This is a genomic window from Corynebacterium sp. ACRQK (assembly GCF_022345965.1).
GTDB lineage: Bacteria > Actinomycetota > Actinomycetes > Mycobacteriales > Mycobacteriaceae > Corynebacterium.
Map to the genome: position 1 here is coordinate 136307 of NZ_JAKRMU010000001.1, position 21220 is coordinate 157526.

Genomic DNA, 21220 nt, shown 5'->3' on the forward strand with positions numbered 1-21220 from the left:
CTATCGCTTCTTAAGCGGTAGCCTTAGCCGCTGCGGCAGCCAGGCGCGCGAAGTCTTCGCCATCTAGTGACGCCCCGCCGACCAGACCGCCGTCGACGTCCGGCTGGCTGACCAGCTCTCCGACGGAATCGGTCTTCACGGAACCGCCGTAGAGGATGCGGATGCCACCGGCAACCTCCTCACCTGCCAGCTCTGCGACGAGTTCGCGAATGGCGTGGCAGACTTCCTGCGCGTCCTCGGCGGAGGCAACCTTGCCGGTGCCGATGGCCCACACCGGCTCGTAGGCGATGACCGTCTTGGCCAGATCCTCTGCGGACAGACCGGCCAGGGAGGCCTTGGTCTGCTCCTTGACGAACTCGACGTGCTCGTCTTTTTCGCGGACGTCCAGCTGCTCGCCGACGCACACGATCGGCTGTAGCTCGTTATCGAGTGCGGCGCGTGCCTTGGCGGCCACTACCTCATCGGTCTCCCCGTGGTACTGGCGGCGCTCCGAGTGGCCGACGATGGCCCAGGTACAGCCGAGCTTCTGCAGCATCGCACCGGAAACCTCACCGGTGTAGGCGCCGGAGGCGTGCTGAGAGACGTCCTGGCCGCCGTAGGTGATGGCCAGCTTGTCGCCGTCGACCAGGGTCTGCACAGAGCGGATGTCGGTGAATGGCGGGATGAAGGCCACATCAACGGCCTCGTAGTATTCCTTCGGCAGCGCGAAGACGAACTTTTGGACGACCTGCATGGCCTCCAGGTGGTTCAGGTTCATCTTCCAGTTGCCGGCGATAAGGGGCTTGCGTGCGGTCATGAAAGTCTATGCCTCTCTAGCTCTTTCTAGATAGTTGCTGTGTGTGTGCAGTTCTTATGTGTTGCAAACGACGGAGCTGCTTAGCTCTCCAGGACGGAAACGCCCGGCAGCTCCTTGCCTTCCAGGAACTCCAGGGAGGCGCCGCCGCCGGTGGAGATGTGGGAGAAGCCCTCCTCGTTCAACCCCAGGGTGCGCACAGCTGCGGCCGAGTCGCCGCCGCCGACGACCGAGAATGCACCGGCAGCGGTGGCGTCAACAATTGCCTGAGCAACACCGCGCGTACCCTCCGCGAACGCAGGGAACTCGAAGACGCCCATGGGGCCGTTCCAGAAGACGGTCTTGGACTTCGAGAGAACCTCGGCGAAAGTCTTAACGGACTCCGGGCCGATGTCCAGGCCCATCCAACCAGTCGGGATAGAGTTCAGGTCGACGGTGCGGTGGTCAGCATCCTTGTCAAAGCGCTCTGCAACCACGACGTCGGTGGGCAGCACGATGACGTCACCGAAGCGCTCCAGCAAGTCCTTGCAGGTGTCGATCATGTCTTCCTGCAACAGCGATCCGCCGACCTCGTAGCCCTTGGCAGCGAGGAAGGTGAAGCACATACCTCCGCCAATGATGAGGTTGTCCACGCGTGGAGCGAGCGCCTCAATGACGCCCAGCTTGTCCGAGACCTTGGAGCCACCCAGCACGACGGCGTAGGGCTTCTCCGGTGCTTCCGATACCTTGCGCAGCACGTTGAGCTCGGCCTCCACCAGGCCACCGGCATAGTTTGGGAGTTTCCTGGCCACGTCGTAGACAGAGGCCTGCTTGCGGTGAACTACGCCGAAGCCGTCGGAGACGAAGGCGCCGTTGTCGCCGGTCAGTGCAGCCAGCTCGCCGGCGAACTCCGCGCGCTCAGCCTCGTCCTTGGAGGTCTCGCGGCCGTCGAATCGAACGTTCTCCAGCAGGAGGATGTCACCGTCGTCCAGGCCATTGGCGCGCTCGTGGGCATCCTCGCCCGTGACATCGGTGGCCAGCGGTACCCACTGATCCAAACGCTCGGCCAGAGCCTCGGCAACAGGGGCCAGGGAGAACTCGTCCTTGAACTCGCCCTTCGGGCGGCCCAAGTGGGCGGAGACGACGACGCGGGCGCCGGCTTCCAGCAGGGCCTTCAGCGTCGGCACAGAGGCATCGATGCGACCTGGGTCGGTGATGTTGCCGTCGGACAGCGGGACGTTCAGGTCAGCGCGGACCAGGACATGGCGACCCTGTACACCCTCGTTGATCAGATCTTGAACGGTCTTGATGGCCATGGGAAGCTCCTTAAGTTTTCTGCTGGGGTTAAATCTTTTGGGTTAAAGCGGGTTTGTATGAATAAGAGAAAACGGGTCGACTCGATCGGCGCGACGCGCTAACGTGCGACGATCGGAGCCGAACCCGTCATCGTCCACAAGGGACTTTCGGCCGGTAAGCGACCTAAAGGCGCTCGCCGACGTAGGTGACCAGGTCAACCAGGCGGCAGGAGTAGCCCCACTCGTTGTCGTACCAGGAGACAACCTTGACCTGGTTGTCGATGACCTTGGTCAGGCCGGAGTCGAAAACGGAGGAGTGCGGGTCGCCGACGATGTCGGTGGAGACCAGCGGAGCGTCGTCGGAGTACTTAGCGATGCCCTTGAGCTCGTTCTCGGCAGCCTTCTTCAGCGCAGCGTTAACAGCCTCAACGGTGACCGGCTTCTCAGCCTCGAAGGTCAGGTCGGTCAGGGAGCCGGTGATAACCGGAACGCGGACTGCGTAGCCGTCCAGCTTGCCCTTCAGCTGCGGCAGAACCAGGGAAACTGCCTTAGCTGCACCAGTGGAGGTCGGAACCAGGTTCACGGCTGCGGCGCGGGCGCGGCGCAGGTCCTTGTGCGGAGCGTCGTGCAGGCGCTGATCGCCGGTGTAAGCGTGGACGGTGGTCATCAGGCCCTTGACGATGCCAAACTCTTCGTCCAGGGTCTTGGCCAGCGGAGCCAGGCAGTTGGTGGTGCAGGAAGCGTTGGAGATGATGTGGTGGTTCTCCGGGTCGTAATCAGTGTGGTTAACACCGACGACGAAGGTTGCGTCCTCGTTCTTCGCCGGAGCGGAGATGATGACCTTCTTGGCGCCGGCCTCGATGTGAGCCTTGGCAGCCTCGGCGTCGGTGAAGAAGCCGGTGGACTCGATAACGATGTCCGCGCCCAGCTCGCCCCACTTCAGGTTCTTCGGCTCGCGCTCAGCGGAAACGGCGATGCGCTTGCCGTCGACGGTGATGGACTCGTCGTCGTACTCGATCTCAGCGTCCAGACGACCCATCACGGAGTCGTTCTTGAGCAGTACGGACAGGGTCTTGTTGTCGGTCAGGTCGTTAATGCCGACAACCTCGATGTCAGCGCCCTGGGAACGGATAGCGCGGAAGAAGTTACGGCCGATGCGGCCAAAGCCGTTGATGCCAACACGGATAGTCATAAGTTGATCTCCTAAACAGAGCGTCTACATTTACCTCGATCTAGACGCCAAGGCCCACGGCTCAAAAACCAAGCCCTCGACCCTCACGCCGACACTTCCGAGAGTACCCGCGGCACATCAGCTTCGCAGGGATTCCTAACCCCCTTTAGGACGGGGGTACTAGTCCACATCATTAAACAGCTCCGAGGTCACCGCGGAGTGCGTATCCGGTAGCCCCAGCTCCTCGGCGCGCTTGTCCGCCATAGACAGTAGACGGCGAATACGCCCTGCCACCGCGTCCTTCGTCATCGGAGGCTCCGCTAGGCGGCCGAGCTCCTCCAAGGAGGCCTCCTTGTGCTTAACACGCAGTTGGCCGGCCTGGGCCAGGTGCTGAGGAACGTCGTTATCCAGGATCTCCAGGGCGCGCTCCACGCGGGCTGCAGCGGCGACGGCGGCACGCGCGCTGCGGCGCAGGTTAGCATCGTCGAAGTTGGCCAAACGGTTGGCCTTGGCTCGGTTCTCCCGGGTGCGGCGCTGCTTCTCCCACACCTCACGGGTGTCCTGGGCGCCCATCAGCATTAGCAACCGCCCGATAGAATCGCCGTCGCGAATCACCACGCGGTTGACTCCCCGGGCCTCCTTAGTCTTGGCTGTCACGTCGATGCGGCGGGCAGCGCCCACCAGCGCCAAAGCAGCCTCGTTGGAGGGCGTCTGCACTTCCAACGCAGAGGATCGACCCGGGTCTGTGATGTAACCGTGAGCCAGGAAGGCGCCGCGCCAGGCCGCCACGCATTGATCCTTGGTACCGCCGATGATGAACCGCGGCAGGCCGCGAACGGGCCGCCCCACGCGGTCAATCAGTTCGGTACGGCGGGCCAGCTCCATGCCGCCTTCAGTCCAGCGCAACACGTGACGTGGGCGGCGGCGCAGGTTACCCGCACCGATGATCTGGTGCTCCGGCTCGATCTTGAACAGCTGCTCGACCATGCCGGTCAGCCGCCGGGCGGTTTCCGCCGAGTCGACTTCGGACTCCACTACGATCTTCTTGCCCACCAGGTGCAGGGCGGCCGTGTAGCGCAGCAGGCTGGCGACCTCGGCGGTCATTACGTCGTGGCGGGTCACCAAAACTCGGTTTAGCTCTGCCTTCACATCAGCCGTCAGTGCCACGGGCTTCCCTTCTTTTGTCTCTTTTGGCTCTTGTATCCCGATTGGTCGTACGCATCTAGTGCTCAAAGCATCTGATTATAGCTGGGAAAGCTATTCCCGCTCTGGCAGGTCCTTCACTCCTCCGGATACTTCCTGCAACACAGCGGCAAGCTTCGCCGGGTTGTGTCGGTCGGTCCAGCGTCCCCGGTTGTCGTCCTCCCGCACGTCGCGGTAGATGACCTTGGCGCCTAGTGCTGCTGCGGCTCTATCGATATGACGCCGAGCGCTGGCCACTGGCATCGTTGACAGATCGACGATGACAACGTCAATCTGCAGGCTCGGGCAGTGCTGACGCACCATATGGATGTGATGTTCGAGGGACATGCCCGCGGTCTCCCCCGGTTCCGGGACTAGGTTCAGTACCAGGGCCTTGACGGCTTTTGTCTGATTCAGGGCGTCCACGATCTCCGGCACCAGCAGGTGCGGGATGACACTCGAGAACCAGGAGCCCGGCCCCATGGATACCAGGTCGGCATTGCGGATCGCCTCCACGGCTTCCTTCGATGCCGGCGAGTTCTCTGGGTACAGTTTTACGCGGCGCACTTCGCCGAGGGTGGAGGCAACCGCCACCTGGCCGCGGACGGCCACGACCTCGCGGGGGTCCTCTTCCAGCCCCAACACCTCGGCCTCGAGGTCCAGCGGCTCGTTGCTCATGGGGATCACGCGCCCCTCGATGCCTAGCAGGCGGCCGATCTCGTCGAGGGCTTCCATCTCGCTGCCAATCACCTGGGCCAGGCCGGTGATGAGGAAGTTGCCGAGCGCGTGGCCCTTCAGCGCCCCGGAGCCTCCGAAGCGATGCTGAAGGACTTCCTCCCACATGCGCCCGCGCTCATTGTCACGGGTCAATGCCGCCAGGGCCATACGCAAGTCTCCCGGTGGAAGCGATCCCAATTCGCGGCGGATACGGCCGGACGAGCCGCCGTCGTCGGCAACCGTCACGATGGCGGAAACGTAGTCGGCGATGGTGCGCGCCGAACGCAACGTGTTAAAAAGCCCGTGCCCGCCGCCGAGGCAGGCGATGTTCACAATGGGCTTGCCGGGTTTCTCGGAAGCATTCATGGTTTGTCTCCGGCCCCTTCCTAACGTTCCAGGTCCCGGTGGGACAGGTTTACCAGCACACCATCATCGGCCAGGCGACGGGTCAGTTCCTCGACGATCGCCACGCTGCGGTGGTGCCCACCCGTGCAGCCGATGGCCACGGACACGAAGAACTTGCCCTCCTTGCGATAACCCGGCAGCACCGAATGGATTAGCCCAACGATGTGGTCGAGGAACTCTTGCGCGCCTGGCTGAGACAGCACGAAGTCGGAGACGGGGGCGTCGATACCTCTAAAGGGGCGCAGCTCCGGATCCCAGTAAGGGTTCGGCAAAAAGCGAGCATCCAACAGTATGTCGATGTCCTTCGGCGGACCGTGCTTGAAGCCGAAGCTTTGCACGTTGATGCGCACGCTCGAGTGGTCGGCTGCGGCGAAAAACTTCTCCAGCTCCCGGCGCAGGTCGTGGATGCTGCGGTTAGTAGTGTCCAGCACGATGTCGGCGCGCTCGCGGATGCTGGTCAGCATCTCGCGCTCCCGATCGATGCCGTCTTGCAGCGTGTCCGTCTGCTGCAGCGGGTGGGTGCGGCGGACGGCGTCGAAGCGGGCGATCAGCGCCTCGTCGGTGGCATCTAGGTACAGCACCGTCGGGCGGCGGCCACCGGTGTGCAGGTCGTGCAGCACGCTGGTGAGGTTGCCGGCGAAGTCGCGGGAGCGCACATCGGTGACAATGGCCAGCTTTTCGATCGGCGAATCCTCAGAGAAACTGAGCTCGACCATGCGCACGATCAGCTCGGGCGGGAGGTTGTCTGCGACGTACCACCCGAGCTCCTCTAGGGCCGCGGCAGTGGCTCGACGCCCCGCGCCAGACATGCCCGTAATCAGGATCAAACTGGGCTCTTGCTGCGTTGATGCGCTCATGCCCCCGATCCTACCCAGCATTCAGCGCGTCGTGAATGAGTTGCGCCAACTTGGGGCCAAACCCCGGAAGCCCGGCGATGTCTTCCACGCTGGCGGCCTTGACCCTCGCCACGGAGCCAAACTCATTGACCAGCTGTTTGCGGCGCTTCGGGCCCAGCCCCGGAATATCGTCCAGCTTGCTGCGGCGCATACGGGCGCTGCGCTGCTGACGGTGGAACGTGATGGCGAAGCGGTGCGCTTCGTCGCGCAGATTCTGTACCAGGTACAGCGCGGGAGAGCTGCGGGGCACGATGATCGGATACTCCTCCCCTGGCACCCAGATTTCCTCCAGGCGCTTGGCGATGCCCACCAGAGTGACGTCGTTGACGCCCAACTCGTCGAGAACCTCCTGGGCGGCGTTTACCTGCGGCAGGCCGCCGTCCACGATGAAAAGCTGCGGCGGGTAGGCGAACCTGCGCTTCTCGGCAGCTGGGTCTGAGCCCTCCGGGGTGCTGTCCTCCAGCTCCGTCTCGCCCTCCAGCAGATCGCCCGCGTCGTCGCCCGCGGGCACCGCGGACTTGTCTTGCTGATAGCGCTTGAAGCGGCGGCGCACGACCTCCGCGATGCTGGCCACGTCGTCGGAGTGTCCGTCGCCCGCCGCGTCGCGGATCTTATACCGGCGGTAGTCGGACTTCTTCGGCAGACCGTCCTCGAAGACTACCAGGCTGGCCACCACGTCGGTGCCCTGGATGTGCGAGATGTCGGTGCACTCGATGCGCAGCGGGGATTCGTCCATCCACAGCGCCTCCTGCAGCTCTTTAAGCGCCGCCGAGCGGGCTGTGATGTCTCCCGCACGCTTCAGCTTGTGCTGTGCCAGCGCCTGAGTGGCATTGGTCTCCGCGGTGGTCATCAGCGCCTTCTTATCGCCGCGCTGCGGCACGCGGATCTGCACATTGGAGCCACGCAGGCTCGTCAGCCACGCGGCCAGGCCACCGGCATCTTCCGGCATCGCGTGAACCAGGATCTCGCGGGGCACGGGTGTGACCTGTACGTCGCCCACCAGATCGCCCAGGTCCTGTACGGCGGCCGGGTTGATGGCGCGGGCCAGGTCCCGGTCCACCTCCGGACCGGAGGCACCTCCCACCTGGGACTCCGTCGCCTTCGCCAGCTCCGCGGTCTCACCGTAGAACTGGGTGATAAAGTCCGCGACCAGTTTCTCCTCGCTCAAGTCCTCGCGCTCGACCACCCAGCCGCGCTGGCCGTGGATGCGCCCGCCGCGGACGTGGAAGATCTGCACTGCGGCCTCCAGCTCGTCGGCCACGAAGGCGATGAGGTCTGCGTCTGTGTTGTCGGAGAACACCACCGCCTGCCGCTCCATGGATTTCTGCATGGCCTGCAGCTGGTCACGTAAGGATGCGGCGCGTTCAAAGTCCAGGTTCTCGCTGGCCTGCTCCATCTCCTTGCGCACCCTGCGCAACACAGGCTCGGTGTTGCCCGCCAGGAAGCTGGAGAACTGATCCACCAGCTCGCGGTGGCCTTCCGGGGTGATCTTGCCGACGCATGGGGCACTGCAGCGATCGATGTAGCCCAGTAGGCAAGGTCTTCCCAATGCTTCGTGACGCCTATACACCCCAGCCGAGCACGTTCTGACCGGAAACACGCGCGTCAGCGACTCGAGGGTTTCCCGGATCGCCCACGCCTTAGGATATGGACCGAAGTAACGCACGCCCTTGCGCCGGGGGCCGCGGTACATGAATGCGCGCGGGATCTGCTCCTTCACGCTGATCGCCAGCATGGGATAGGTCTTGTCGTCCCGATACATCACGTTGAACCGGGGGTTGAAGCGCTTGATCCAGGTGTATTCCAGGTTCAGCGCTTCCAGCTCGCTGGAAACAACCGTCCACTGCACGTGGTTGGCGGACTGCACCATCGCCCGGGTGCGCGGGTGCAGCTGGTCGAGATCCTGGAAATAGTTGGACAGCCGGGCGCGTAGGTTCTTGGCCTTGCCGACGTAAATGACGCGCTCGTGGGCGTCCCGAAAGGTATATACCCCCGGGTCGGTGGGTATGCTGCCGGGCTCGGGGCGGTAGGAAACGCTAGTCATCGAAAGGCATGTAGCGATCCTCCAGCTGGCGGAAATCCTCTACACGCTGGGCGATCAGCTGTTTGTCGTAGATGTTCAGCGCCATCATCGGCACGAACTCGAAGTCCGGCAGTTCCAGGCGCGCCCACTTGGCCTCTTGCGGGAAGGACAGCCCGTGGATGATCTCCCACGGGTAGAACTGTCCGTTCACGATGTTGCGCACCTCCACGCCCTCACTGTTCACCTTGACGTGCGGGCGGAGCAGGGATAGCGCTACGAAGGAGAAGACCAGGCCGATGCCGATGAACCCCCATTGATCGGCCTTCGTCACCGTCACGCCGGTATCGCCCACAGCCACGACGATGGCCATAAAGACGTGCACCGCCATGATCAGCACGACCAGGATCCACGCCAGCTTCTTCAAGAAGGGCGAGGATACTTCCAGCTCCCAATTCTCCTTATCGCTCACGGCAATCCACCCTACTCTGTCCGGGGTGGTAGACCCTAAACGCCACGCTCAATCTGGCGTAGCACCAGCGCGGTGTGGATCGCGGCGACTGCTGCGTCGCGCCCCTTGTCCTCTTTCGCATCGACGCCACCCGCACGGTCCACTGCCTGCTCATGGGTATCGACGGTCAGCACGCCGTTGCCGACGGGCGTTCCCGAATCCATGCCCGCACGCGTCAGGCCATAGGTGACCGCATCGCAAACCACGCGGAAGTGCTCGGTCTCCCCCTGGATTACGCAGCCGTTCGCCACTACGGCGTCAAAACGCTTACACGCTGCGGCGACGGCAACCGGCAGCTCCAGTGCCCCGGCGACCCGCCACTCCGAGACCTGCGCCCCGGCTTCCTTGGCAGCGGCGATCGAGTGCTCGTGCAGCTGGTCGGTGATGTCGGCATTCCAGGATGCGCTGATGACGGCCACGGTCATGCCATAGGCAGAACCGGCCTTGAGCTGGACGTCGGCGACTCCGTTGTGTGCCACGGTGCGGGGCTCCTTCTTTCTTCTAGCGTGTTCTAGTCCAGGGTATCGAGTTGGTGGCCCATGCGGTCGCGTTTCGTGCGAAGATACACCACGTTGTCCTCGTTGGCGTTGAGCTCCACCGGGATGCGCTTGGTCACGTCCACGCCGTGGCTGGCCAGGTCGTGGATCTTGTCCGGGTTGTTGGAGATCAGGGCGACCGAATGAACCTGCAGGTCCTTGAGGATCTGTGCGGCGGCGCTGTACTCGCGAGCGTCCACCGGAAGCCCCTGCTCCAGGTTTGCGTCGACGGTATCTAAGCCTTCGTCTTGCAGCACGTAGGCCCGCAGCTTCGGCAGCAGCCCGATGCCCCGACCCTCGTGGCCGCGCAGGTAGATGACCACTCCCCGGCCCTTGGCCTCGATGTAGTCCAGAGCGGCGGAAAGCTGGTCCCCGCAGTCGCAGCGACGGGAACCGAAGACGTCGCCGGTCAGGCACTCGGAGTGGACGCGCACCGGAACTGGCTCCTCGCTGGCCGAACCGACATCGCCCTTGACCAGAGCCACGTGCTCCGTGCCGTCGATGATGTTGACGTAGCCGATGGCCCGGAAGTTGCCGTGAACGGTCGGCAGGCGGGTTTCCACGGCGCGCTCGAGGGTCTGGGTGTGGTGGCGGCGCCAGTCCTGCAGCTGCTCGATGCTGATCAGCGCCAGGTCGTGCTCGTCGGCGAAGCGGCGCAGCTCCGGCAGGCGAGCCATGCTCGTGGGATCCTCCTCAGAGACGATCTCGCACAGCGCGCCGGCGGGCGCCAGGTTCGCCGCGCGGGCCAGATCCACCGCGGCCTCGGTGTGGCCCTGGCGCACGAGCACGCCACCGCGCTTCGCGCGCAGCGGCACCACGTGGCCGGGACGGTTAAAGGTCGCGGCGGTGGATGCGGGATCGGCCAGCAGGCGCACGGTGCGGGCACGGTCGGTGGCGCTGATGCCGGTATCCACGCCCTCGGCGGCGTCCACGGTGACGGTGTAGGCGGTGCCACGGACGTCCTCGTTGCGGGCCACCATCGGCGGTAGGCCCAGGCGGTCGCAGTCGGCGCTATCCATGCCCACGCACACATAGCCAGAGCTGTGGCGCACCATAAAGGCCATCAGCTCCGGGGTGGCCAGCTCTGCGGCGAAGATGAGGTCGCCCTCGTTCTCCCGGTTCTCGTCGTCGACGACCACCACTGCCTTGCCCGCGGCGATGTCGGCGATGGCGCGCTCCACGGAGTCCAGGTTGATGTCTTGGGGTTCGCTAGTTTCGCTCGTGCTCATTGGTGCCCTCTATGCCTCTCACTGATCGTCCTGCGCGCCGTGCTGTGCCAGCCGCTCGACGTACTTCGCCAGCACGTCGCATTCCACATTCACCGTATCGCCCGGGTTCAGATCCCCCAGCATCGTGTCCGCCAGGGTGGTCGGGATCAGGGAGACCTCGAACCACGCCTCACTTGAGCCAGACCCGCCTGCTTCGGCCACCTCCGCCACGGTCAGCGACGTGCCGTTGATCGCCACGGAACCCTTTTTGGCCACGTAGCGCGCCAGTTGGGGATCCTCCAGCTGGAAGCGGAACACCTCCCAGTGCTCCGAGGGGCGGCGCTCCTGCAGAGTCGCAGTGCCGTCCACATGGCCTTGCACGATGTGCCCGCCGAAGCGCTGTCCGCTGGCCATGGCGCGTTCCACGTTCACGCGGTCGCCGACGGAAATGTGCCCTAAGGCGCTGTAGTCCAGCGTCACTTGCATCACATCGGCGGTGAACTCCTCGGGTGCGAGCTCGGCCACGGTCAGGCACACGCCGTTGATGGCGATGGAGTCGCCACGCTTGGCGTCTACGAGTACACGCGGAGCGGTGAAGCGCATCCTTAAAGAATCCCCGGCTTCTTCGATCGCGGCTACCCGCCCGACCTCCTCGATGATCCCGGTGAACATACGCGCTCCTTAAACTTTGTGTATGTGATTACATACACATTATCCCACTGTGGGCGGATCCCAGTATCAGGGGGTGCGCCCGGGCGCGGTCAGCGTCCAACGCAGATCTTGGCCGAAAACCTCCAGCTCACGCGGGACGAAACGGCGGATGTCCCCGATCGTTTGGCCAAGGCTGTTCTCGCCATCATTTAGTGACGCCACCCCCGCCCCCAATACCGCCGGGGCCGCGTAGCACTGAACCTCGTCCACTACGTCGGCTTTCACGAACGCTGCGGCTACTTGAGCTCCGCCTTCCACCAACAGGGTGCGCACGTCGCACTTCCAGAGCTCTGTTAGTACTTCGTGCACATCGCGAGTCTGCAGGTGCAGAGCTTGTCCTGGCGCGGCGAACACCGCCGCGTCGGCGGAAATGGCGCTAGTGCCCATGATGACTCGCAGGGGCTGCAGCTCCTCGGCAAACGGCTGCCCGTCGGCATCGCGGGCGGTCAGCCGCGGGTTATCCGCCGCAATGGTTCCGGTGCCCACCAGGATCGCGTCGCGGCGCGTCCTATCGAAGTGCACCGCCACCCGCGCTGGCTCGCCGGTGATCCACTGGCTGGTTCCATCCACGGCTGCCACCCGGCCATCCAGCGTGGAGGCCATTTTCAGGCACACGTGCGGGCGCTGCCGGGCCATGGAAATCAGCCAGGGTTCCACGCTGTACATCTCCGACCAGGCGGGGAGCTTTGCTTCGTCGCTGGCCGTCGGATGCGGCAGATAGGGGCCATGGACCTCCACTCCGGCCGCCCGCAGCGTGGCGGCGCCACCCTCAGCGGTGGGATTTGGATCCGCGAAAAGGAAATCCACCCGCCGGATACCGGCGCGGATGAGGGCCTCTGCGCACGGGCCAGTGCGGCCGGTGTGGTTGCAGGGCTCCAGGGTGACGATCGCCCGGCCACCCCGCGACTTCTCCCCTGCCTGCTGCAGGGCGACAACCTCGGCATGCGCCCCGCCGGGGGGCTGCGTGAAACCGCGGCCCACCACCTTCCCGAAGGAATCCTCGATCACCGCGCCCACCGGCGGGTTCGGGCTGGCAAGCTGGGCCGCCTGCCAGCCGAGACTGTGGGCGTCAGAAAAAAGAGAAAGATCCATAGAGCTACTTGGCGCTGGCGCGGATCTCATCGACCGCCGCGGCGGGGTCCGGCTTGCCAAACACACTGGAACCAGCGACGAACACATCCACGCCCGCGGCGGCGGACTCGGCGGCGGTCTCAGCCCCAATGCCACCGTCGATCTCGATGAGGGTATCCAGGCCGTCGGCATCGATCCGGCTGCGCAGCGCGCGGACCTTATCCAGCACCTCGGGCATGAACTTCTGGCCGCCGAAGCCAGGCTCCACGCTCATGACGAGCACGAGGTCGAAGCGATCCAGGTGGTCCAGCAGCGGCTCCACCGGGGTGTTGGGCTTGATGGAGATGCCCGCCATCGTGCCGTGACCGCGCAGCTTGTCAGCCAGGGCGATGGCGGTATCGACGTCCGCGACGGCCTCCAAGTGGAAGGTCACGGAGTGAAAATCGTCGGCGTAGTCCTCCGCCCACTTCTCCGGGTTCTCGATCATGAGGTGCACGTCCAGGTGCTTGTCCGTGTGCGGCAGCAGGGACTTGGCCACGGGCAGGCCGAAGGAAAGGTTCGGGACGAAGTGATTGTCCATCACGTCGATGTGCAGCCAGTCGGCGTTCGGCACGCGGGCAACCTCCTGGGCCAGGTTGGCGAAGTCGACGGCGAGGATGGACGGGGCGATCAGCGGGGTGCGGGAATCGGACATGGGTTGGTCTTCCTCACTCTTGGCTAGTGCTTGTGCTTGTGTCTGTGCTTGTGCTGTTGCTGGCGGGGCGCAGGGCAGCGAAAAACATCGCGTCCGTGCCGTGGATGTGCGGCCAGAGCTGTACAAACGGGGCGGTCTGGGCGGTGTTCGTATCAGCCAGCTCGGGCAGGAACTCAGTGACGTCCAGGATTTCCGCGCCTGTGCGGGCTGCGACGGAGCGGACGACCTCGGAGGTTTCCTTGGGGTGCGGCGAGCAGGTGGAGTAGATCACCACGCCCCCGGCGGCGGTGGCTGCAAGCCCGCTGACCAGCAGCTCGCGCTGCAGCGTGACCAGCGGGGCGACGTCCTGCGGATCCTTGGTCCAGCGGGCTTCCGGGCGGCGGCGCAGCGCGCCCAGGCCGGAACATGGCGCGTCGATAAGCACGCGCGCGAAGCCGCCCTCCGGGGCATCCAGGTCGCCGATGGCCTCCAGCTTGCGGCCATCGCCGACGTGCACGCGAACGGGCAGGTCGCGGGTTGTCTGCTCTATCAGCTTGGCGCGGTGATCTGCGATCTCGATTGCATCCACGGTGGCCTGCTCCGACATGGCCACTGAGGCGATAAAGGCGGTCTTGCCGCCCGGGCCCGCGCACAGGTCCAACCAGCGGGCGGGCAGGCTATCAGCGACGGTAACGCGGGTGGTGGCCAGGCCGATCAGCTGGGAGCCTTCGTCCTGAACGCTGGCCATCCCCTCGCGCACCGGGGCGATTTCGCCTGGGGCGCCCTCGTCCAGGTACACCGCATAGGGAGAGAACTTGCCTTCCGTGCCGCCGCTGATCAGCGCCAGTTCCTCGCCACTGATCTGCCCGGGGCGGGCGGCCAGGTGCACGATCGGGCGGGCGTCGTCGGCCGCCAGGGTGCGCTTGAGCTCGGCGCGGCCGGCATCAGTCGCGGGGTCCACGCCCAGCGCGTCGGCGAAGACCTCGGCGATCCACTCGGGGTGCGCGTTGCGCAGGGCTAGGTCGGCCAGGCTGTCGCCGGGCGCCACGCGCTCGATCCATGTCTCTGGCTTCTTGCGGGTCAGCGCGCGCAGCACGCCATTGACGAACCCGGAGGCCTGGCCTGCTCCGAAGGCTTTCACCAACTCCACCGAGGTGTTCACCGCGGCGTGGTTTTCCACCCGCGTGCGCAGGATCTGGTACGCGCCCAGTCGCAGGGCGTCCAGCGCCACCGAGTCGATCTTCTCGATCTTGCGGCCGGCCGCGTCTTCGATGATCGCGTCCAGCAACCCCCGCGCCCGCAGGGTGCCATAGGTCAGCTCGGTCGCAAATGCGGCGTCGCGACCCTTGATGCTCGCCTCCCGCAGCGCCTTGGGCAGTGCGAGGTTGCCGAAGGCACCGTCGACCGTGACATCGCGCAGCACGCCGAAAACCACGTCGCGCACCTTGTCGCCGGAGCCCCGCGACTTGCTCTTTCGCTGCTTGTGCTCGGGTCGGCGCTGCTGGTAGCCCGTCGCCTTTTGGCGCTGTCCCTCGCCACTGCGGGCGGATTCGGAACGAGACCTGAAGCCTCCCATGGCCTTACTCCCCCGTCTCCCGCGCGCTGAACGTCGGGCGGCCCGCCAGCAGTTCTTGCTGCCCGCGCGCCCACGCTGCGGCTTCCATCATCTTTTTGCCGGGCGGCTGGATGCGCGTGATCTCTAGCGGGTCGGTGCCGGTGCCGACGAAAACCTTTCTTGGTGACGCCACCACTTTGCCAGCCGCAAGGCCAGTGACCTCTTCTGTGTTACTGGGCAGCAGCATCCCGATCTTGTATCGCTGGCCGTCCAGGAGAGTCCACGCACCGGGTGCCGGGGTGTGGGCGCGGGCAACGCGCTGGATTAGCTTGGCCGGTTGGGACCAGTCGATCTGGGCGTCCGTGGGGTGAATCTTCGGTGCGTGGGTGGCCTGCGAATCTTCCTGCGGAGAAAGCTCGGCCGTGCCTTCGTCCATGGCGATGAGCGTATCGGCCAGCAGTTCCCGACCTGCGTAGGTCAGGCTGGCCAGCAGGTCGTCGGCGGTGTCCTCCAGGCCGATTGTCTGTGTCAGCTGGGCGGCAACGGGCCCGGTGTCCAGGCCTTCCTCGATGCGGAAGATGGAGGCGCCAGTGGTCTCGTCGCCCGCCGCCAGGGCGGCTTGCACGGGCGCGGCACCGCGCCAGCGTGGAAGCAGCGAGTAGTGCAGGTTCACCCAGCCGTGCTCAAAGACGCCGAGGATGTCCTTGGGGATCAGGTTGCCGTAGGCCACGACCGCGGCTGCGGTTACCCCCTGCGATGCAAGGTCCCCCAGTACGGCGCGGGCCTCGTCACCAGATTCAGTTCCGGCCTTGAGGCTCGGCCACTTGTAGGTCGGGATGGCGGCCTCCGCGGCGACCTTCGCGACCTTCGATGGGCGCAGGCTACGGCCGCGCCCCCTCTTGGCGTCCGGCTGGGTAACCACCGCAACGACCTCTATGCGCTCATCGGCGATGAGGTGCTCGAGGGCCACGGCGGCCGGCTCCGGGGTTCCGGCAAAGACGATCTTCACTGCTTAAACCACTCCGATTCGCGGATCTGCTTCATTGCCTCGCGGCGCTGTTCGGTTGAAAGATGCTGAATGAACAGCACTCCGTCCAGGTGGTCGGTTTCGTGCTGCACGCAACGGGCCATAAGGTCCGTGACCTCCCGATCCACCTGCTCGCCGTCCACGGTCACCCCGCGCAGGCGCACGTGCTGGGCGCGGGTGACGTCTCCGTGGACGTTGGGGATGGAAAGGCAGCCCTCGCCGCCGGTCTGGGTCTCCTCGCCCACGGCCACCCAGGTGGGGTTGATCACGTGGCCGCGGTCGCCGTCGCAGTCAAAAACGAAGATGCGACGGGTGATGCCGATCTGGTTGGCGGCCAGGCCCACTCCCCCGTAGTGATCCATGGTCTCCAGCATGTCCTCGACCAGCCGCCGGGTTCCGGCATCCTGGATCTGTTCTGGCTTGACGGGGTCCGCCACGGTCTTGAGTACCGGGTCCCCGAAGTAGCGCATGTTAAGCACGGTCATGGTTATTAACCCTAACCGATGCGCACGGGATCCATGACAACCCGCAAGGCCTCCGGTTGGGCAGCTCGAGAGCCCCGGTGGATGGTCCGCACCGACTGCGCGCTGCGCAAGGCCTGGCCGAGGGGTATCCGCTGGTCGGCGGGCACGCGCACCAGCAGCCTGCGTGCGGACCTTCTGGCCTGCGGGTCGTGGGGGTCGATCCCCGCGGGCAGGCGCACGCCGGGTGGCAGCTCCACCGGCCCCAGCGTCTCCGCGCCTTCGGGCAAGTGCCACGCCGCCTCGAGCGCTTCGATGGCAGAGGTGGTGCCGTCGATCGCGGCCACGCTAAAGGCGGGTGGGAAGGCGGCCTCGGCCCGGTGCGCCAGCTCTGCGCGCGCAGATCCGACGGGATCCCAGCGGATCAGTTGTTGAGCCGTTGACAGGTTCGCTGCCCCGGCGAAGACCACCTTGCCGCCCTGGCTCCGTGGTGCGACGAGGGCGGCGGCCTCCATCCAGTGCCGCAGCGCGGTCTCCGCGGCGCGGAGATCCTGCCTTCCCAGCAGGATCCACGGGTCCACCAAGATCGCGGCGCCATACAGGCCACCCTCCACGGTGGGTTCTGCGCCAGGGGTGGCCACCACGATACTTTTGCGCAGCCGCACGCTATCCACCACGTGCTTGCCGCCGCTGGCAATGATCGGCACCCCGGGGAATGCCCGCCCCAGCTCCTCCACCGTCCGGTCGTGGCCGATAACGGACAGCCGCACGCTGTGGTTGCCGCAGGCGGAACACGTAAACAGTCCGGCGGTCAGCCCGCACCAGCGACAGCGCGGCGGGGCAGCCTCGGCGCTCGTGGGCAACTCCAAAGGGCCGTTGCAGTGCCGGCAGCGGGCGGGCGTGCGGCACTTCGCACACGCCAGCGCGGGCGCGTATCCCCGCCGTGGAACCTGCACCAACGCGGGCACGCCGTTATTCACGCACTCGCGTAGCGCCTCGAAGCCCATGGAGGGAATGCGCGCCCCGGGCGCGTGGAGCTCCCTCTCCGTCGCGCTGTCGGTCTCCCCCATACCCCGGATCCACGGCATCACCTCGTGCAGTACCTCTCGCGTGGGCAGCAGCGGATACACCAGCCCGTTATCCACCCATTGCTGCACCTCAGCCGAGCGATGCACCCCGGCGATCAGTAGCCCAGCCCCGGTGCGCTGGGCGTGCAACGCCAGCGCCTCTCGCGCGTGAATGTACGGGGCGCGAGGATCCACCAAGTTGTCGTCAGCCTCGCCTACCAGCACCATCAGGCGGGGCGCGACGACGGGCAGCAGAGCCGCAGAGCGCGTGCCCACCACCACGCGCGCCTGGCCCGCGAGGACTGAGAGGTAGCGGCGATAGCGCGCATTCGGCCCCACCTGTGCCGTCAGCTCCATCACCTGGGCGGGGTTCATGTACTCTTTCAGCCCCGCCACCAGTCGATCCACCAAGCGTTGGTTGGGAGCCACCACCAGCACACTTCCCTGCGTATTCCAGGCCACGGCGGCGGTGATTGCCGCGATGAGGGTGGGGATGTCGCGGCCTGGGGGCGTCAATAAACAAGCACGCGCGGCCTTGCCCTCGACGAGCGCGGACAGGTACGCCGCGCCGTGAGTGTAGGGCGCCAAAGCCTCCACGGCGGCGGCGTAGGAATCGGCGGCGGCCTGCTCGACAGATTGCAGCTTGGCCCCGAGATCTACCCAGGCCGCGCCGTCGGCGAACAACCCCGCTTTTTCGGCCGAAGCATGGCGGGAGGGCACGACGGAGCGCAAGATATCCGAACGCACGCCCGCGTAGCGCTCGGCCAGGGTGTTCACGAGCTCCCACAGGGGCTTCGGCAACACCTTGATGGGGCTGATTACGCGCTCCAACTGCCGCAACTCGCCGGGATGGTCGCTCCGGCGGCGGCGCTCGATAACGAAAGCGTCGACCAAACGGCCTGAAAAGCGAACGCGGACGCGCACCCCCGGCTGGGCATGCGCGTCCATGTCCGCGGGCACCGCGTAGTCGAAAAGCCGGTCAAGGTGCGGCACGCCGAGCATCGGCAATACGCGGGCGACGGGATGGTCCACGGTGCTTATAACCTGCTTAACCTACTGTGCTGCGTTGACGGCCTTCTGCAGTGCATCCACCTTGTCGGTGCGCTCCCACGGCAGGTCCAGGTCAGTGCGTCCAAAGTGGCCATAGGCGCTGGTCTGGGCATAGATCGGGCGCTTCAGGTCCAGCTCCTGCAGGATCGCAGCCGGGCGCAGGTCGAACACCTGGCGAACGGCATCCTGGATCGCCTCGACCGGTGCCTTCTCGGTGCCGAAGGTCTCCACGTACAGGCCCACCGGGGTCGCGCGTCCGATTGCGTAGGCCACCTGCACCTCCGCGCGGTCGGCCAGGCCGGCGGCGACGATGTTCTTGGCGACCCAGCGCATAGCGTAGGCACCAGAGCGATCCACCTTGCTCGGATCCTTTCCGGAGAATGCTCCGCCGCCGTGGCGGGCCATGCCGCCGTAGGTGTCGACGATGATCTTGCGACCTGTCAGGCCCGCGTCGCCCATCGGTCCCCCCAGTACAAAGGAGCCGGAGGGGTTCACCAGCAGTGTGTAGTCGGTGTCCGCCAGATTGCCGCTTAGACCCGCTTCGTCCAGCACGTGCTGGACAACGTGGGTGCGGATCTGCTCGTGCAGCCACTCCTGCTCGATGCCCGCGTCGTGCTGGGTGGACACCACGACGGTATCCAGTCGCACCGGGGCGCCTTCTGCGTCGTAGGCGAAGGTGACCTGGGTTTTGCCATCGGGGCGCAGGTGCGGGACGATGCCATTCTTGCGTACCTCCGTGAGGCGACGGGACAGGCGGTGCGCCAGCGCGATGGGCAACGGCATGTACTCCGGGGTTTCGTTGGTCGCGTAGCCGAACATCAGACCCTGATCGCCGGCGCCCAGGCGGTCGATCTCGTCCAGCTCCGTGCCGCCTTCCGCGTCGTGCGAGCGGTGTTCGAGAGCGGTGTCTACACCCTGGGCAATCTCCTGGGACTGCTCGCCGATGGCCACGCTAACACCACAGGTGGATCCGTCGAAGCCCATGTCGGAGCTGTTGAAGCCGATCTCTAGCAGTGTCTTGCGCACCAGCGCGGGGATCTCTACGTAGGTGGTGGTGCGAATCTCGCCGACGACGTGCACCAGGCCGGTGGTCACGACGGTCTCAACGGCCACGCGCGCCTCGGGGTCCTTAGCAATCAGTGCGTCGAGGATCTTGTCGGAGATCGCATCGCAGATCTTGTCGGGGTGCCCTTCGGTGACGGACTCGCTACTAAACAGGCGCAAAGACACGTGGATTTTTCCTTTTGTAAGTTCGAATTGCTTAAGACTTCTAAGTCAATGGACACATACTAGACCAAGCTGTCTGTATTTGTCACGTAGCTGTCTAAAGAGTCTCGCACACAGCTCTCCAGATCGCTGCAGCGACCCCGGTCTTCGGGCCTTGTGGAACTTCGATGACTTCCCCGTCTGGGCGCAGAATCCAGCCCGAGCTATCCGGTTGCCCGAAAACCTTGCCGTCGCCGACTGCGTTGCACATCAGCAGGTCGCAGCCCTTCTTTTCGAGCTTCTTGCGGGCGAAGTCGAGCGGGGAACTGTTTTCGTCGCCGGTTTCTGCCGCGAAGCCCACGATCTTTGTTGTGGACGCCACGTCTCCCCGTCTGCGTGCTTCAACCACGCCCACGAGAATGTCCGGGTTCTCGGTCAGTTGGATGGTCGACAGGTCAGCTTCCGAGCCTTTCTTCATCTTCGACCCCGCCACCTCTGCCGGGCGGTAGTCGGCAACCGCCGCGGCCATGACTACAACGTCGGCATTGGATGCGTGCTCCATGACGGCCTGCTGCATCTCGCAGGCGGTCTTCACACGCACGACGTCGGCGCCGATGGGAGTGGGCAGGTTCTCGGTCACACCGGCCACCAGGGTGACCTCGGCGCCGCGCTGGGCGGCAACTTCGGCCAATGCGTAGCCTTGGCGGCCCGAGGATGCGTTGCCGAGGTAGCGCACGGGGTCCAACGGCTCGTGGGTGCCGCCGGCACTGATGACCACCTTCTTGCCCTCCAGATCGCGGGTAAAGGCGTCGCGATCTGCTAAAACGGTGAGCGCCAGCTCGCCGATCTGCTCCGGCTCCGGCAGCCGCCCGGCGCCAGTATCCTTGCCCGTGAGCCGCCCGTAAGCGGGATCCAGCACCGTCAGGCCGTGGCGACGCAGTGTTGCAACGTTGTCCACGGTCGCCGGGTTCAGCCACATCTCGGTGTGCATCGCCGGAGCCAGCACCACGGGGCAAGTGGCAACCAGGCAGCTGGCTGTGAGCAGATCGTCGGCACGCCCGTGGGCGATCCGGGTCATCAGGTCTGCGGTGGCCGGAGCCACGACAATCAGGTCGGCCTCCTGCCCCAGACGGACGTGCTGTACCTCGTCCACGGCGTCAAAAACATCGGTCGCCACAGGCTGGCCCGAAAGAGCCTCGAAGGTGGCGGCACCCACAAAGTTCAATGCCGAGCGAGTGGGAATCACCCGCACCTGGTGGCCGCGTTCGGTGAAGTAGCGAACCAAGTGAGCGGCCTTATACGCAGCAATGCCGCCCCCTACGCCGATAACGACGCGGAGCGGCTTGGTGTTCAATTCAGCTGATGCAACGTTCACAACGAATCAGCCTAGCTGGTTTAACCCTCGGTGTGTTCCAACAGATCCCGGTTAATCTCGCGCAGGGCGATGGACAGCGGCTTCTCGTGAACATCCGGGGTCACCAGAGGTCCGACGAACTCGAAGACGCCCTCGTCGACCGTCTGGAAGTAGTCGTTGATCTGACGTGCGCGCTTAGCGGCAAAGATGACCAAAGCGTACTTGGAGGAAACCTTCGTCAGCAGCTCGTCGATCGGTGGATTGGTGATGCCTACAGGAGGATCGAATACGCTGTCGTTCGCATTCACGTCCTGGTTTTCCACGGTATTCAC

General features: G+C 65.2%; 20 protein-coding genes. All 20 read right to left on the minus strand.

Features of this window, described 5'->3' with window-relative positions:
* Nucleotides 1–10: 10 nt before the first annotated feature.
* Nucleotides 11–796 carry a triose-phosphate isomerase gene (gene tpiA / locus MHX63_RS00645; protein ID WP_239386730.1) on the minus strand — a complete coding sequence of 262 codons (786 nt, stop codon included), beginning with the start codon at nt 794–796 and terminating at the stop codon, nt 11–13.
* Between the two features lie 80 nt (nt 797–876).
* Nucleotides 877–2088, minus strand: a complete 1212-nt coding sequence (gene pgk / locus MHX63_RS00650) for a phosphoglycerate kinase (RefSeq protein ID WP_239386731.1) — start codon at nt 2086–2088, stop codon at nt 877–879.
* A gap of 163 nt (nt 2089–2251) precedes the next feature.
* A complete protein-coding gene (gene gap / locus MHX63_RS00655; protein ID WP_239386733.1) occupies nt 2252–3259 on the minus strand; it encodes a type I glyceraldehyde-3-phosphate dehydrogenase in 1008 nt (335 codons plus the stop codon).
* A 159-nt stretch (nt 3260–3418) separates the two neighbouring features.
* Nucleotides 3419–4405 carry a DNA-binding protein WhiA gene (gene whiA / locus MHX63_RS00660; RefSeq protein ID WP_239386735.1) on the minus strand — a complete coding sequence of 329 codons (987 nt, stop codon included), beginning with the start codon at nt 4403–4405 and terminating at the stop codon, nt 3419–3421.
* Between the two features lie 90 nt (nt 4406–4495).
* Nucleotides 4496–5503, minus strand: coding sequence for a uridine diphosphate-N-acetylglucosamine-binding protein YvcK (yvcK, locus tag MHX63_RS00665; RefSeq protein ID WP_239386736.1), 1008 nt, complete (start codon nt 5501–5503; stop codon nt 4496–4498).
* Between the two features lie 20 nt (nt 5504–5523).
* Nucleotides 5524–6399, minus strand: a complete 876-nt coding sequence (gene rapZ / locus MHX63_RS00670) for an RNase adapter RapZ (RefSeq protein WP_239386737.1) — start codon at nt 6397–6399, stop codon at nt 5524–5526.
* A gap of 10 nt (nt 6400–6409) precedes the next feature.
* Nucleotides 6410–8482: an excinuclease ABC subunit UvrC gene (gene uvrC / locus MHX63_RS00675; RefSeq protein ID WP_239386738.1), complete on the minus strand. Its 2073-nt coding sequence runs from the start codon at nt 8480–8482 to the stop codon at nt 6410–6412.
* The gene (locus MHX63_RS00680; protein ID WP_239386740.1) at nt 8475–8930 is read right to left on the minus strand and encodes a PH domain-containing protein; all 456 of its coding nucleotides are present in this window, start codon (nt 8928–8930) and stop codon (nt 8475–8477) included. Before MHX63_RS00680 ends, uvrC begins: the two co-directional genes overlap by 8 nt.
* 35 nt (nt 8931–8965) lie before the next feature.
* Nucleotides 8966–9394 carry a 6,7-dimethyl-8-ribityllumazine synthase gene (ribH, locus tag MHX63_RS00685; protein ID WP_080561529.1) on the minus strand — a complete coding sequence of 143 codons (429 nt, stop codon included), beginning with the start codon at nt 9392–9394 and terminating at the stop codon, nt 8966–8968.
* Between the two features lie 86 nt (nt 9395–9480).
* Nucleotides 9481–10734, minus strand: coding sequence for a bifunctional 3,4-dihydroxy-2-butanone-4-phosphate synthase/GTP cyclohydrolase II (locus MHX63_RS00690; RefSeq protein WP_239386742.1), 1254 nt, complete (start codon nt 10732–10734; stop codon nt 9481–9483).
* An 18-nt stretch (nt 10735–10752) separates the two neighbouring features.
* Nucleotides 10753–11385, minus strand: a complete 633-nt coding sequence (locus tag MHX63_RS00695) for a riboflavin synthase (RefSeq protein WP_239386744.1) — start codon at nt 11383–11385, stop codon at nt 10753–10755.
* A gap of 66 nt (nt 11386–11451) precedes the next feature.
* Entirely contained in the window at nt 11452–12516 is a 1065-nt protein-coding gene (ribD, locus tag MHX63_RS00700; protein ID WP_239386746.1) for a bifunctional diaminohydroxyphosphoribosylaminopyrimidine deaminase/5-amino-6-(5-phosphoribosylamino)uracil reductase RibD, read from the minus strand.
* Nucleotides 12517–12520: 4 nt separating this feature from the next.
* Complete coding sequence (gene rpe / locus MHX63_RS00705; RefSeq protein ID WP_239386748.1) at nt 12521–13189, minus strand: ribulose-phosphate 3-epimerase; 669 nt, start codon at nt 13187–13189, stop codon at nt 12521–12523.
* A gap of 13 nt (nt 13190–13202) precedes the next feature.
* The gene (locus MHX63_RS00710; RefSeq protein ID WP_239386749.1) at nt 13203–14744 is read right to left on the minus strand and encodes an RsmB/NOP family class I SAM-dependent RNA methyltransferase; all 1542 of its coding nucleotides are present in this window, start codon (nt 14742–14744) and stop codon (nt 13203–13205) included.
* Between the two features lie 4 nt (nt 14745–14748).
* Nucleotides 14749–15732 carry a methionyl-tRNA formyltransferase gene (gene fmt / locus MHX63_RS00715; RefSeq protein ID WP_239386750.1) on the minus strand — a complete coding sequence of 328 codons (984 nt, stop codon included), beginning with the start codon at nt 15730–15732 and terminating at the stop codon, nt 14749–14751.
* Nucleotides 15729–16235, minus strand: coding sequence for a peptide deformylase (gene def, locus MHX63_RS00720; protein ID WP_239386751.1), 507 nt, complete (start codon nt 16233–16235; stop codon nt 15729–15731). The genes fmt and def overlap by 4 nt, the downstream gene beginning before the upstream one ends.
* Before the next feature lie 11 nt (nt 16236–16246).
* Nucleotides 16247–18310: a primosomal protein N' gene (locus tag MHX63_RS00725; RefSeq protein WP_370643941.1), complete on the minus strand. Its 2064-nt coding sequence runs from the start codon at nt 18308–18310 to the stop codon at nt 16247–16249.
* 21 nt (nt 18311–18331) lie between these two features.
* Entirely contained in the window at nt 18332–19558 is a 1227-nt protein-coding gene (gene metK / locus MHX63_RS00730) for a methionine adenosyltransferase (protein WP_239386753.1), read from the minus strand.
* Between the two features lie 94 nt (nt 19559–19652).
* Nucleotides 19653–20909 carry a bifunctional phosphopantothenoylcysteine decarboxylase/phosphopantothenate--cysteine ligase CoaBC gene (coaBC, locus tag MHX63_RS00735; protein WP_239386755.1) on the minus strand — a complete coding sequence of 419 codons (1257 nt, stop codon included), beginning with the start codon at nt 20907–20909 and terminating at the stop codon, nt 19653–19655.
* 20 nt (nt 20910–20929) lie between these two features.
* Complete coding sequence (gene rpoZ / locus MHX63_RS00740) at nt 20930–21211, minus strand: DNA-directed RNA polymerase subunit omega (protein WP_034988049.1); 282 nt, start codon at nt 21209–21211, stop codon at nt 20930–20932.
* Between the last annotated feature and the right edge of the window lie 9 nt (nt 21212–21220).